The organism is Mycobacterium sp. (assembly GCF_052145595.1).
In the GTDB taxonomy this organism is placed as follows: Bacteria; Actinomycetota; Actinomycetes; order Mycobacteriales; family Mycobacteriaceae; genus Mycobacterium.
This window is the reverse complement of sequence record NZ_JBKQOI010000289.1, coordinates 1-11,012: the sequence shown is the minus strand read 5'-3', so window position 1 is coordinate 11,012 and position 11,012 is coordinate 1. Positions and strand designations below refer to the sequence as shown.

The window sequence follows — 11,012 nt, the reverse complement described above, 5'->3', positions numbered from 1 at the left end:
GCGAAGATGATCAGGTCCGCCCAGGAGATCTTGTTGCCGTACTTCTGCTTGACCGGCCACAGCAGCCGGCGGGCCTTGTCCAGGCTCACGTTGTCCGGCCAGCTGTTGATCGGGGCGAAGCGCTGGGCCCCCTGGCCGCCGCCGCCGCGGCCGTCGTGAATGCGGTAGGTACCCGCGGAATGCCAGCTCATCCGGATGAACAGACCGCCGTAGTGCCCGTAGTCGGCGGGCCACCAGTCCTGCGAGGTGGTCATCACCGAGAACACGTCGGCTTTAAGCGCTTCGACGTCGAGCGTGGCGAACTCCGCCGCATAGTCGAAGTCCGCGCCGAGCGGGTTGGACTGAAGCGGGTGCGGGTACAGCTTCGACACGTCGACCTGGTTGGGCCACCAGTCCTGATTCGTCAGGGGATGATCCGCCTTGGGCTCAGGGGCGGCGATTACCGGGCTTTCGCTCTCGCTCTTGTGGGATGTATCGGATGACACAGCATTCCTTTCCGGTGGTGGTGAATCGGGCTGAGATCACGGGAGTGATCAAGAATCTGCGGTCGAGCAATCGGGGCACAGACCCCAGTAGATGACCTCGGCCTCGTGCAGGACGAAGCCATCGAGAACGTTGTCGTCGTCCGACGGGGTCAGGCATGGCGCCTCGCCGACCGCACAGTCAATGTCGTTGATCACCCCGCACGAGCGGCATACGACGTGGTGGTGGTTGTCGCCGACTCGGGACTCATAGCGAGCGACCAAACCCAACGGCTGGATCCGCCGAACCAGGCCGACGGTGGTCAGCGCATTCAGTACGTCGTAAACGGCCTGGCGGGAGACATCGGGCAGGTCCACTCGCACCGCGGAGACGATCGTCTCGGTGTCGGCGTGCGGGTTGGCGTTCACAGCCTCGAGGACGGCGAGCCTGGGGCGGGTCACACGCAGGTCAGCCATCCTTAGCCGCTCCGCGTGCTCCGCCGTTGAGGACACTATGCCAATATGGCGCACTTATCTGGATTCAGTCAAGACTTTCCTGAAGGAGGGTTCACAAATATGCGGTGAACGCCGTCCGTCATTTGCCCACCGCTGATCAGCGGCGCGCGGTGTCGGCCGAACAACGTTGCGCTAAAAGGCAACTCCGCCGTCCGCCACCGATCACACCTGACGCCATGACGGCTGCGTCGGGTCGACGAGTTTCGCGTCGACGGGGCCAACTCCGAAAACTGCGATCACGGCGGGGGCGGGCTGGTTTGCGGGAACGCCGTCGTAGTGCGGGGTACGCGCGGTCCGCTTCACATAACCACCCGGTCCGACGGGAACCGCGTCCTGGGGCTGGAAGTCGTTGCCGCTGTTGACAAACCAGGTGCCGGACACCACGACCTGAATCCGGTCGGTCGCATAGGTATGGGGCGCGCTGAACCAACCCGGATTCCATCTCATCATCACCAGATACGGCCCCGGCTGGTCGAAATCTCCGTACAGCTTGGCCATTTCGCCGCTGTGGGGCGGCAGGTTGCCCCACGGCTGGAAGGCGATTTGTTCGTATGGCTCGACGAACGTTTCGCCCGGATCCGGGCCGGTCTCGGGCGCCGGCGACAACTTGGTGTCTCCGATGGCGCCCGGCTTATCGGTGGCGCCCATCGCCGCAAGCAACAGCGGCGCCGCGATGAGCAGCGAACGCCGGTTCGATTGCATATTTCCCGTCACGGGCTTTCAGTGCCCGACTTCCGGTAGACGAGCCAGCGCAACTCGATCGGAGAATCCTCACGCTCGACGTCGAACACGTCGAGGCCATTGGACCAACCTTCGAACCAGCCGGTGGGCGGCCACGCGCCTTTGGGCAGGTGAGCTTTCTCGTACTCATAGGCCGAGTCGTCGGCAACGAGCTCGAAGGGTAGCTGTGCCGCGGCACCGGTCAGCTCGTCGCGGGTGAAGATCGTGCTATTGCACTGCTGCCCGAGTTCCCGCGCGGCGTTGTCGGGGGTGTAGCCCGGGCGCGCCAAGAAGGTGTTCAGCACCAGGTGTCCGCCGGGAGCCAGGCAATCCGCGGCGAGCTCAAACGCGCCACGCAACTCCCGGGGGGTGCGGAAGTCTGGCACCACCTCAGACAGCACCATCAGCTGGTACTCCTCGTGGACACCCTCCAGGGCCGTGAAGACGTCGCTCTCGATGACGCGCACGCCGAGGGATTCACTTTCGGCCTCCGCGCGAATAACGTCGGCGAACTTGGGCGTCATCTCGACGGCGTCCACGGGGTGGCCGCGTCGGGCCAGGGCCAGGGCGTTGCGCCCCGTTCCCGCGCCGACGTCCAGCACCCGATGGGTCGCTGGGTCCGCCGCTTCGCAGGCCAGCGCCAACACGCGCGCGTCCGGTTCGGTGCCGAACAGTGGCGGCTCGCGCAGGGCAACCCAGTTGTCGTAGTCGCCCTCGATCGTCCGCCAGTCGGCTTTGACGCGGAAGTTCACCCCCGTTCCGAAGGGAGCGTTGAACGAGATGACGATGTCCGAACGAGGGGAGGCCTTGAACGCCTTCGCCAACTCGGCTTGCAGCACCGTCCTCAGCTGGACAGATTGTTCGGCCGTGTACCAAACGCCCAGGGTGGCACAGATGTTGCTACACAGCTGGATGTACTCGTCGATCAAGCCGGGAACGGCCGGCACCGCGATCTGGCCCTCGGCCACCGATCGGCGGTACATCCGTCTCGCCATCGCTTCTCGCAGCATCGACGGATCGAAGGACTTGGGGGGCGGCTCGTCCACCACACTCTTCTACACGAACGAATCCGAGGTCGCACAGCGGGATCGTCCGCGGCCCCGGCTCGAGCCGCCCGTTCGGCGCGGTAACGAACATCTGTTACCCGCAGACATGTAGTACTGGAGGGATGCGATCGTTTGCTGGCCCGGTTCTGGCTGCGCCGTCCAGTGCGTCGTCAGCGAGGCCGTCAACACGCCAGCGGCCTTTGAATCGGATCGGATCGGATCGGAGGGAACGACATGGACTTTGCATTACTGCCGCCGGAGGTCAACTCCGCGCGAATGTATGCCGGCCCTGGCTCGGGACCGATGCTGTCCGCCGCGGTGGCCTGGGAAGGGTTGGCCGCCGCCCTGCAGCCGGCGGCGAGCTCGTATCAGTCCGAGATCGCGGCACTGACCGCTGGGCCCTGGCTGGGGCCGGCATCGGCGGCGATGGTCACCGCGGCCGCGCCCTACCTGGAATGGATGCGCGCCACCGGCGCGCAGGCCGAGCAGGCCGCCAACCAGGCCAAAGCCGCGGCCGCCGCCTACGAGACGGCGTTCGCGGAAACGGTGTCGCCACCGGTGATCACGGCCAACCGCAGCCTCCTGATGGCCCTGATCGCGACGAACATCTTCGGGCAGAACACCCCTGCGATAGCGACCGCCGAAGCACAATACGCCGAGATGTGGGCCCAAGACGCCGCCGCCATGTACGGCTACGCGGGTTCGGCGGCATCGGCGACGACGCTGACGCCGTTCACCTCACCGCCGCAGAGCGCCAACTCCGACGGCGTGTCCAGCCAAGCCGCCGCGGTCGGCCAAGCCGCCGGTACCTCCGCCGGCAACGTGCAGAGCGCCGTGTCGTCGGCGCCGCAAGCCTTGTCCGCGGTACCCAACGCGCTGGCCAGCCTTGCGGCAACCCCGGCCCAAGCGACGCCGCTCGACGCGCTGGACCTGCTGAGCGATCTGGTTTCAATTTTTCTCGACGCACCAAGCAGCCTGGCCGGACTTGGTATTGACTCACCATTGACGGCCGTGTCTTTCCCCTACGACATTGTCGGTGCCCTGACGGGTTTCCACACGGACGCCATCGTCAGCGGCTGGGCGGGGGTGGAGCCCTGGCCGGGGACAGAGGCGGTGCCCCCAACGCCGTTCCCGGTGATCACCAACCTGGCTGGGGGATCGGCGGTCTCGGCGGGTTTGGGCCAGGCGAACACGATCAGCGGGCTGTCCGTTCCGCCGACCTGGGTCGCGACGACGCCGCTGGTACGCCCTCTTGCGTTGGCGTTGCCGGCCACCAGCGTCGGCGCCGCGGCAGCAGCCTCAGAGGGAAGCGCCGGGAGCCTGTTCAGTCAGATGGCCCTGGCGAGTATGGCCGGGCGCGCGATGGCCGGTACCGGTGGCGCCGGCCGTCGCGAGCCGACAGCGGCGACCAAGCCTGAGCAGGCGACACCACCGCCGAGCGGCCCGATCACGAGCATCGCCGCCGAACTCCGGGAACTGGCCTCGCTGCGCGACTCGGGAATCCTTACCGAAGAGGAATTCACCGAACAGAAAAGGCGCCTGCTGGCTCACTGACCGCGGAGCAAATTGTCGATCGGGGCAACGGTCGCCAATTGGCCGCCAATTAAGGTAGCTCGCCACTCTCAATATCTACGCACCCCGTACACCCATATACTGACCACACCCTCGACGCCGACAGAAAGGGCACGAAATGTTTGCACCTCGCTGGCTTGCCAAACTAACTATCCCCGTCATGGTTGGCGCTGCCCTGACCACTGGTACTGGGATTGCGATGGCTGACAGCACCGACGACACATACCTCTCGAAACTGCACAACCTCGGATTCAATTGGAACTCGGGAGCCGACTCGGACATGATCGCAATGGGTCATGGGATCTGCTCCGACCGCTTGGCTGGCAAAACCCCAGATGCGATTGCCGCCGACCTCCACTCCAGCCTGAGCTCGAAAGGCTACTCGTTCGCAGACCTCACCGGCATGGTCAGCGCCGCGGAATCGACCTACTGCCCGGATTAATTGCTTCGCGGCCGTGGACGCCGCGCAGTCGCTATCTACAACTAGCGGGCCTGCCCGCATACTGTTTGCCTGACGGTGTGTGTTCAGTGTCGCTGGGTGGGATGGCTGGTGAAGGAGCCGACGGCCTTCGAAGGTCTCGCTGCGGTGCAGATGCGGGTGGAAAGTTTGCGCCGCTACCCGGTGAAGTCGATGCTCGGCGAAACCGTTGACAGCGTGTTCGTCGACGAGTGCGGCGCCGAGGGGGACCGGCGGCTGGCACTCGTCGACGCCGTGACCGGGCATGTGGCCAGCGCCAAGCATGCCCGGCTATGGCGAGGGCTGCTGAAATGCATGGCCAGCGGGGACACCGGACGGGTGAACATCGGACTGCCCGACGGGACCAACGTCAGTGCTGACGACCCGGGCGTCGACGAACTGCTTTCGCGGCTGCTGGGACGGCCGGTGCGACTGATCGGCAAGCGACCGGACGGCGCAACGCTGGAACGCCCGGACCCGGAGAAGCTGCTCGAGTTCGGGCTCGACGCTGACGACGCCCGGGTCGGTGGCCGCATCCTGGAGATCGCTCAGGCGACCCCGGGCGACTCGTTCACCGACGAAGCCCCACTGCACGCGATCACCACGGCCACCCTCGAGCACATCGGCGTCGAGGCGCTGCGTTACCGACCGAACCTGGTGATCGCGACGCCGTCGGGCTACCCGCCATATGCCGAAAACGACTGGGTCGGCAAGGACGTCGCCGTCGGCGACGCGCGGCTGCGCGTCCTGACGGCCACGTCACGGTGCGTGGTGCCCACGCTCGAGCACGGCCCACTGCCACGGGCTCCGCACGCGCTTCGCACACCCGCGGCCGAGAACCGTTGGGACACAGGGGGTCACGGAGCGCAGCCCTGCGCCGGGGCTTACCTCGCGGTGGTAGAGAAGGGCGTCATCCGCGTCGGCGACCGAGTTGCCATTGGGCTATAGGCAACGGCAAGCTGCTCGATGTCGCCGCGTCGACGCGGGTTTGAAGTTGACCGTCGTCGGGCGCGGGGTTTGCTTGCCGGATTTGGCTTGGTACATGGCATGGTCGGCGTCGTAAAGGAGGTCGGCGGCGGTGCGCTGGTTGCGCCGATCAACGTGGGTGACGCCGATACTCGCCCGAATCCGAAGGGTGACGTCGCCAATCTGGATCGGGTTGTGCAGTTCGGCTTGCAGCCGTTGGCCGGCGCTGGCCGAGCAAAGCGCGGTTGGTGGTCGACGCCGCGCTGGAGCTGGCCGAAGCCACCGTGCCCATACCCGCCACCGGTGACCTGGAGCGCGACTTCTATCAGTTGGCGTTCGTGATCGCCGCGGCGCTAGGTGATCTGCGGCATCGGCGGCTGATCGCCGGCCTCGTCGCTGCGCGGGCCGAAGATCCTGAGCTCAACGACTTGATCAGCCAGTTCTGGGCCGCGCGGTTTGGTTCGGTCACCGAGATACTCCACCGGGCAGATGGCGTCCACGATCAATCCCTGGCTCGTGTCGAGGCAGTGATGGAAGTTCTGATCGCGCCGATGTATTTCCGGACGCTCATCACGGGAACGCCCATTGACGACCGGCTGATCCAAAAGTGCGCGCACGACGCGGCGGCGGCTGCGCGATCGCCGGCAGACCCCTGATGCCAGGTCGCACCGGCAACAACCTCACTCGGCGATCGCGGCGAAGTCCACCCAGAGGTGCCGCGGCCCGCGGAACACCTGGTTGTGCCGGTATGGCGGCGGGTCGACCACCAGTTTCGGGGATTCGACGCGGCGCAGCAAGATTTCCAGCGCCAGGTTGACCTCCAGGCGCGCCAGCGGGCCGCCCATGCAGGTGTGGACGCCGCTGCCCCAACCGAAGTGCTCGTTGTCCTCCCGTAGTGGGTCGAAGCAATCCGGGTTGTCGAACCGGCGCGGATCCCGATTGGCCGCCGCATAGATCAGGTGCACCGCCGACCCCGCCGGGATCACGGTCCCGCCGATCTCGATGTCGGCGGTGGCGCTGCGGCTGGGGAAGAACTGCACCGCCGACTGCAGCCGCTGCACCTCTTCGATGGCGCGCGGGATCAGCTCCGGGCGCTGCCGCACCAGATCCCAGGAGCCGGGATTGCGCAGCAGGGTCATCACGCAGTTGGTGATGGTGTTGACCGAGGAGTCGTGCCCGGCGACCAGCAGCAGCATGGCGTTGGACGTCGTCTCCTTTATCGACATCGGGCCGTCCGGCCCGTCGTCGTGCAGCAGCTTCGACAGCAGGCCCTCACCGGGATTCTTCGCGTAGCCCTGCACCAGGTCGCCCAGGTACGCCAGCAGTGCGGCGGTGCTGGCACGCCCCTTCTCGGCCAGGGCGCGGCCCTCCTCGGTGGTGCCCTCTGGGCCGAGGTCGGCGCCCATCATGAAGTCGAAGATCCAGGCGTGAAACATCGGCTCGTCTTCGACCGGCACGCCGAGGATCTTGCAGATGACGGCGACGGGTATTGGGTAGGCGAAATCCTCCACGACGTCCAGGCGGGTGTTGCCGCGGGCTTTGACCTTGTCCAGCAGATCGTTGGCCAGGCGCACGACCAACGGTTCCATGCTCGGGATCAGGCCGGGGGAGTGCGGCGGGCCGAAATGACGCATCACCTGCCGGCGGGCCCGGTCGTGATCGGGCGGGTCGGAGACGATGATGCTGGCCTCGCGGCCGTAGGCCCGCATGTGCTCGCCGCCGGGCTCGGGTTCGGGCTGCTCGCCGCCCAGACCCGATGGGCTTCGGCTGATATCGGAGCTGATGCGGGGGTCGTGGGCCAGGGCGAGCAACTCGCGGTAGCCGGTCACGACGTAGGTCTTGTCGGCGACCTTGGCCACCGGCGTCCTGCGCATCTCCTCGAAGTACGGGTAGGGGTTCGGGCGGTTCTCGAACTTCATCGCCTCGGCCCAGGCGGTTGTGGCGTCCATCGTCGTCTCCTAACGTGAGCCGCCCCGGGGCCGGAACTCGGCACCGCGCGACGTCGGGTCGTGTCCGGTCAACACCACGTCGGGCATCGCGGTCGGTTCGCGGGGATCGGGGAACCGGGCCGGCATCGGCTCGAAGATCGGGAGGCGGTCGTAGCCCGGCGGGGGCGGCGGGAACGGTGCGGACCGCTCGATCAGCGAAGCGTAGTACGGCAGCCATTTGCCGTGGTTGAACGTCACCGCCCCGACGATGCGGCCCCGGTATCCGTAGGCGGCCGCGAAGCGGCGCTGCGTGATCGAGCCCTGGGTGAACACGATCTCGTCGCCGAACGAGCACACCCCGACGCTCTTGATGTTGACGCCGAACTGGCCGGACCAGAAGGACGGCAGCGGCAGGTGCGGCCGTCGTCCCATCTCCAGGCTGATCATGTTGTTGGCGGCCACCTCGGCGCCGAAAACGGCGTTTTCCCAATGCTCTTGAGACATGAACTCGTACTCGTAGAGCACGTGCGGGGCGCGCGCCACGTCGCCGGCGACGAAGATGTTGTCGGTCACCACGCCGTTGATGTCGAAGGCGCGGCAGCCGGCGTCGCAGGCCACGCCCCAGAATCCGCTTGCCAGCTGCGCACCTTCGAGCCACTCCACGTTGCGGATCGACCCCAGCGAGGCCACCACCACGTCGACTTCGAGCACGGTTCCGTCGGAGAGGCGCGCCGCGCGGACGTGGCCGTCGGCGTCGCCGTCGAGGCCTTGCACTGCCACGCCGGTGCGCAGGTCGACCCCCGCGTCGATCTGCATCTTCGCGGCGATGTCGCCGATCACACCGCCCAGCGCGCCGACCAGCGGCGCCTTGCCGCGCTCGGCGACCGTCACCGGGAGGTCGAGGTCGCGGCATACCGAGGCGATCTCCGAGCCCACGAAGCCCGAGCCGACGATCAGCACCCGGCGCGGTCGCTCCCGGAGCGCGGCGGCCAGCTTCGCGGCGTCGTCGCACGTGCGCACGGTGAACAGCCCCTTCAGTGCGGCCTGTTCCGGGTTGAACCACGGGCGCGCCCTGGTCCCGGTGGCGATCAGCAGCCGGTCATAGTCCACCTTTTCGCCGTTGGCCAGCAACACCTGGCGGTTGGACCGGTCCAGCCCCACCGCCGCCACGCCCAGCCGCCAATCCGCGTCGACGGGACGCAGGCGGGGGAGCTTGGTGTGGTCGGCGGGCACCCAGCCCTTCAGGACCTGCTTGGACAGCGGCGGTCGGTCGTAGGGTTCATGCGGCTCGTCGCCGATGATGGTGAGCTGGCCGCGAAAACCCTTCTCCCGCAATGCTTCCGCTGCGCGCAGGCCGGCCAGGGACGCGCCGACGATGACGATCCGGCCCTGGGCCTTGAACGTATCGACGAGGTGGCTGACCAGCGGCGCCGTGCTCACTTGGTGTCCCGATCAGCAGGGGGGTCGACTTCGAGGATGATCGCCTGCACCGGGCATGACGCCGCGGCGCGCAGCACGCGCTGGCGCTGGGAGTCGTCGGGGTTGGGGTCATAGGCCAGTGCTTCCTCGCCGACAAGCTCCAGTACTTCCGGTGCCAGCGGGACGCACTGGGCGTAGCCCTGGCACTTGTTGAGATCGACCACCAACCGCATATCCCGACCCTTCCGCCCGCCGGCTACCCGACCCCCCGCGCGCAGAGACTACCGAAAAGCAGTTAATCACCCACGCCGCAGGGACTGCCCTCGCCATCAGCCGATCCGCCCGAGACGGGCGGCGTCCTCCAGGAGGTCGGCGGTACGGGCGACGCTTTCGGCGGATTTGGTCATTTCGGCAGCGACCTCACGGGCTCGAGCGAGGCATTGCGGAGTGAGGATGGAACGCAGGTCCGCGACCAGCGAGTCCAGGGTGCTGGCCGAAAAAGCCCGCGTGGAACCGACTTTCAAACGCTCGACCGCGGCCGCCCACAGCGGCTGATCGAGCCAGAACCAGAGGACCAGCATCGGGATTCCGGCGCGCATGGCCGCGGCCATGGTGCCCGCGCCCCCGTGGTGGACGGCCGCGCGACAAGCCGGGAAGATCGCCGCGTGGTTCGCCTCGGCCACAATCTTGGCGTTGTCGAGATGCGGCGCGCCGGTGAAGTCGTTCGGGCCGCCGCAGATCAACGCGCGCTCGCCCACCTGCGCACAGGCCGCGCTGATAACGGCGGCGGTCTCGGCGGGGGATGGGAGGGGCGTGCTGCCGAAGCCAAAGTAGATCGGCGGTGTTCCGGTGGCAATCCATGACAAGACCTCGTCATCGGCGTCCGTCGGCAACTCCAGCGTCAACGCGCCGACGAAGGGGTGGCGGCCATCCAAGTCCACCCATTCGGCCGCCGGCCCGGGCAGGCAGAGTTCGTCGTAGGCCTGGATCTCCAACGACTTTCGCGACGACGGTCCGGCTGCCTGCGGCAGGCCGAGGGTGTGGCGTTGAGCGTCGTCGGTCTGCTTTGTCATGACCGAGACCATCGACTCAGACGACCACATCCGGGTGGGGAACAGGTGCAGCGCGGCCACCGGAATGTCGTGATGTTCCGCGACGTTGGCGGCCAGCCCCTGTTCGTTGAAGCCGGCCACCACCAGGTCGGCTCCCTGTGCCGCCGTGTTCAGCGTCGCGGTCTTGTCTGACTTGACCCGGCTGACATGCTCGACGACTTCGGTCACCATACGGACCTGATCGTGCATCTGCGTCGCCAAGTGGCGGAACAACTCCGAGGCGGGGTTCATCTCCTCTCGCGAGTCCGGCCCGTAGGCGACCGCAGTAAGCCCCACCGGCTCCACGAAGCTCAGCATGTTGGGCGGGACAGCCATGAGCACATCGTTGCCCCGGCGCATCAGCTCCCGCGCCGCGGCGACGCAGGGCTCGACATCGCCGCGGCTTCCGTAGCCGACAACCACCACTTTCATCGCCGCAACCTAACCCTTTTCACCTGCGGCCACCTGGCGGGCGGGCGCCTTCCAGGAGATCGGCCGCGCTGCTGCGTGCTTTCGCCAACGGAGGTTCGTCGCTGACCGGGGTCGAGGCGATCTCCAATTGAATGGCCTGGCTCCTACTGTGCGTGATTCCGGCTCAACGCCACTTGATGCCGCACCCGATTGACGGCCGCTGGCCGGGTTCGACCGGCCGCCCGGCAAGCACGGCGTCGACCGCCGCCCGGACGTCGGCGGCCGTCACCGGTAGCTTGTTCCCGGGGCGCGAGCCGTCGAGCTGGCCGCGGTAGACGAGCCGGCGCTCGCCGTCGAAGACGAACGTGTCGGGCGTGCAGGCCGCGGAGAAGGCGCGTGCGACGTCCTGGGTCTCGTCGTAGAGG

At 67.2% G+C, this 11,012-nt stretch carries 12 protein-coding genes and 2 pseudogenes; 4 read left to right on the top strand and 10 right to left on the bottom strand.

All coding sequences use genetic code 11. The features are described from left to right. The 4 genes from ACLP4W_RS24955 to ACLP4W_RS24940 form a co-directional block, all read right to left on the bottom strand. A partial coding sequence (locus ACLP4W_RS24955) for a peroxidase family protein (protein WP_442390070.1) occupies positions 1 to 485 on the bottom strand: 485 nt, incomplete at its 3' end. Positions 486 to 533: 48 nt separating this feature from the next. Then, positions 534 to 938, bottom strand: a complete 405-nt coding sequence (locus ACLP4W_RS24950; protein WP_442390069.1) for a Fur family transcriptional regulator — start codon at positions 936 to 938, stop codon at positions 534 to 536. A gap of 201 nt (positions 939 to 1,139) precedes the next feature. Continuing rightward, entirely contained in the window at positions 1,140 to 1,679 is a 540-nt protein-coding gene (locus ACLP4W_RS24945) for a tat pathway signal sequence (protein WP_442390068.1), read from the bottom strand. Positions 1,680 to 1,687: 8 nt separating this feature from the next. Continuing rightward, positions 1,688 to 2,743 carry a class I SAM-dependent methyltransferase gene (locus tag ACLP4W_RS24940; RefSeq protein ID WP_442390067.1) on the bottom strand — a complete coding sequence of 352 codons (1,056 nt, stop codon included), beginning with the start codon at positions 2,741 to 2,743 and terminating at the stop codon, positions 1,688 to 1,690. A gap of 234 nt (positions 2,744 to 2,977) precedes the next feature. Between ACLP4W_RS24940 and ACLP4W_RS24935 the strand changes: the two genes are divergently transcribed. From ACLP4W_RS24935 to ACLP4W_RS24925, 3 genes are all read left to right on the top strand, one after another. Continuing rightward, positions 2,978 to 4,297, top strand: coding sequence for a PPE family protein, SVP subgroup (locus ACLP4W_RS24935; RefSeq protein ID WP_442390066.1), 1,320 nt, complete (start codon positions 2,978 to 2,980; stop codon positions 4,295 to 4,297). 217 nt (positions 4,298 to 4,514) lie between these two features. After that, positions 4,515 to 4,757 (top strand): DUF732 domain-containing protein, encoded by a 243-nt coding sequence (locus tag ACLP4W_RS24930; protein WP_442390065.1) that lies wholly within the window; start codon positions 4,515 to 4,517, stop codon positions 4,755 to 4,757. 150 nt (positions 4,758 to 4,907) lie between these two features. Next, positions 4,908 to 5,720 carry an MOSC domain-containing protein gene (locus ACLP4W_RS24925; RefSeq protein ID WP_442390071.1) on the top strand — a complete coding sequence of 271 codons (813 nt, stop codon included), beginning with the start codon at positions 4,908 to 4,910 and terminating at the stop codon, positions 5,718 to 5,720. Here ACLP4W_RS24925 and ACLP4W_RS24920 read toward each other — a convergent pair. Then, positions 5,715 to 5,960, bottom strand: a pseudogene (locus ACLP4W_RS24920) (diguanylate cyclase domain-containing protein); the annotation flags it as partial. The gene ACLP4W_RS24925 and the pseudogene ACLP4W_RS24920 sit on opposite strands and share 6 nt — an antisense overlap. Before the next feature lie 26 nt (positions 5,961 to 5,986). Here ACLP4W_RS24920 and ACLP4W_RS24915 point away from each other — a divergent pair. Then, the gene (locus ACLP4W_RS24915) at positions 5,987 to 6,394 is read left to right on the top strand and encodes a TetR-like C-terminal domain-containing protein (protein WP_442390064.1); all 408 of its coding nucleotides are present in this window, start codon (positions 5,987 to 5,989) and stop codon (positions 6,392 to 6,394) included. A 24-nt stretch (positions 6,395 to 6,418) separates the two neighbouring features. Here ACLP4W_RS24915 and ACLP4W_RS24910 read toward each other — a convergent pair whose 3' ends face one another. The 5 genes and pseudogenes from ACLP4W_RS24910 to ACLP4W_RS24890 form a co-directional block, all read right to left on the bottom strand. Then, positions 6,419 to 7,687 carry a cytochrome P450 gene (locus tag ACLP4W_RS24910; RefSeq protein WP_442390063.1) on the bottom strand — a complete coding sequence of 423 codons (1,269 nt, stop codon included), beginning with the start codon at positions 7,685 to 7,687 and terminating at the stop codon, positions 6,419 to 6,421. A 9-nt stretch (positions 7,688 to 7,696) separates the two neighbouring features. Next, positions 7,697 to 9,106 carry an NAD(P)/FAD-dependent oxidoreductase gene (locus tag ACLP4W_RS24905; protein WP_442390062.1) on the bottom strand — a complete coding sequence of 470 codons (1,410 nt, stop codon included), beginning with the start codon at positions 9,104 to 9,106 and terminating at the stop codon, positions 7,697 to 7,699. Beyond that, the gene (locus ACLP4W_RS24900; RefSeq protein ID WP_442390061.1) at positions 9,103 to 9,318 is read right to left on the bottom strand and encodes a ferredoxin; all 216 of its coding nucleotides are present in this window, start codon (positions 9,316 to 9,318) and stop codon (positions 9,103 to 9,105) included. Before ACLP4W_RS24900 ends, ACLP4W_RS24905 begins: the two co-directional genes overlap by 4 nt. Positions 9,319 to 9,414: 96 nt before the next feature. Further along, a complete protein-coding gene (locus ACLP4W_RS24895; RefSeq protein WP_442390060.1) occupies positions 9,415 to 10,608 on the bottom strand; it encodes a glycosyltransferase in 1,194 nt (397 codons plus the stop codon). 163 nt (positions 10,609 to 10,771) lie between these two features. After that, positions 10,772 to 11,012 (bottom strand): annotated as a pseudogene (locus ACLP4W_RS24890) (thioredoxin family protein); the annotation flags it as partial.

Bases quoted from the DNA above. Each gene is read 5' to 3' on its own strand.
- ACLP4W_RS24950 (WP_442390069.1), bottom strand. From the start codon at position 938: ATGGCTGACCTGCGTGTGACCCGCCCCAGGCTCGCCGTCCTCGAGGCT.
- ACLP4W_RS24945 (WP_442390068.1), bottom strand. From the start codon at position 1,679: ATGCAATCGAACCGGCGTTCGCTGCTCATCGCGGCGCCGCTGTTGCTT.
- ACLP4W_RS24935 (WP_442390066.1), top strand. From the start codon at position 2,978: ATGGACTTTGCATTACTGCCGCCGGAGGTCAACTCCGCGCGAATGTAT.
- ACLP4W_RS24930 (WP_442390065.1), top strand. From the start codon at position 4,515: ATGGCTGACAGCACCGACGACACATACCTCTCGAAACTGCACAACCTC.
- ACLP4W_RS24925 (WP_442390071.1), top strand. From the start codon at position 4,908: ATGCGGGTGGAAAGTTTGCGCCGCTACCCGGTGAAGTCGATGCTCGGC.
- ACLP4W_RS24910 (WP_442390063.1), bottom strand. From the start codon at position 7,687: ATGGACGCCACAACCGCCTGGGCCGAGGCGATGAAGTTCGAGAACCGC.
- ACLP4W_RS24900 (WP_442390061.1), bottom strand. From the start codon at position 9,318: ATGCGGTTGGTGGTCGATCTCAACAAGTGCCAGGGCTACGCCCAGTGC.
- ACLP4W_RS24895 (WP_442390060.1), bottom strand. From the start codon at position 10,608: ATGAAAGTGGTGGTTGTCGGCTACGGAAGCCGCGGCGATGTCGAGCCC.